This window comes from Vibrio genomosp. F10 str. ZF-129, assembly GCF_000287055.2.
GTDB lineage: Bacteria > Pseudomonadota > Gammaproteobacteria > Enterobacterales > Vibrionaceae > Vibrio.
This window is the reverse complement of record NZ_AJYQ02000137.1, coordinates 17,637-17,864: the sequence shown is the minus strand read 5'-3', so window position 1 is coordinate 17,864 and position 228 is coordinate 17,637. Positions and strand designations below refer to the sequence as shown.

At 48.2% G+C, this 228-nt stretch carries 1 pseudogene; it reads left to right on the top strand.

The features are described from left to right. Nucleotides 1-157 (top strand): annotated as a pseudogene (locus A1QO_RS20665) (transposase); the annotation flags it as partial. Nucleotides 158-228: the final 71 nt, after the last annotated feature.

Here is a 228-nt window from a genome sequence, read left to right as displayed (position 1 = left end):
AGAGCACAAACTCCCCAGTCTAGTCTCGCGTTGGTTATCTGGGCCGTTAACCAGTGACGTGGAAACGGAGGCCTGTCTGACAATCATAGACGCTTGGCGCTCTCGGCTATGGAGCCTCAGTTGGTTTATGAAAGAACTCAATTTTGATATTGCTTGCCAAGCTAATAGAGAAGAGGGGTGCAAAGGACATTTTGGGAAAGCCGCTTTAAAAGTCAGGCTTTGCTCGAT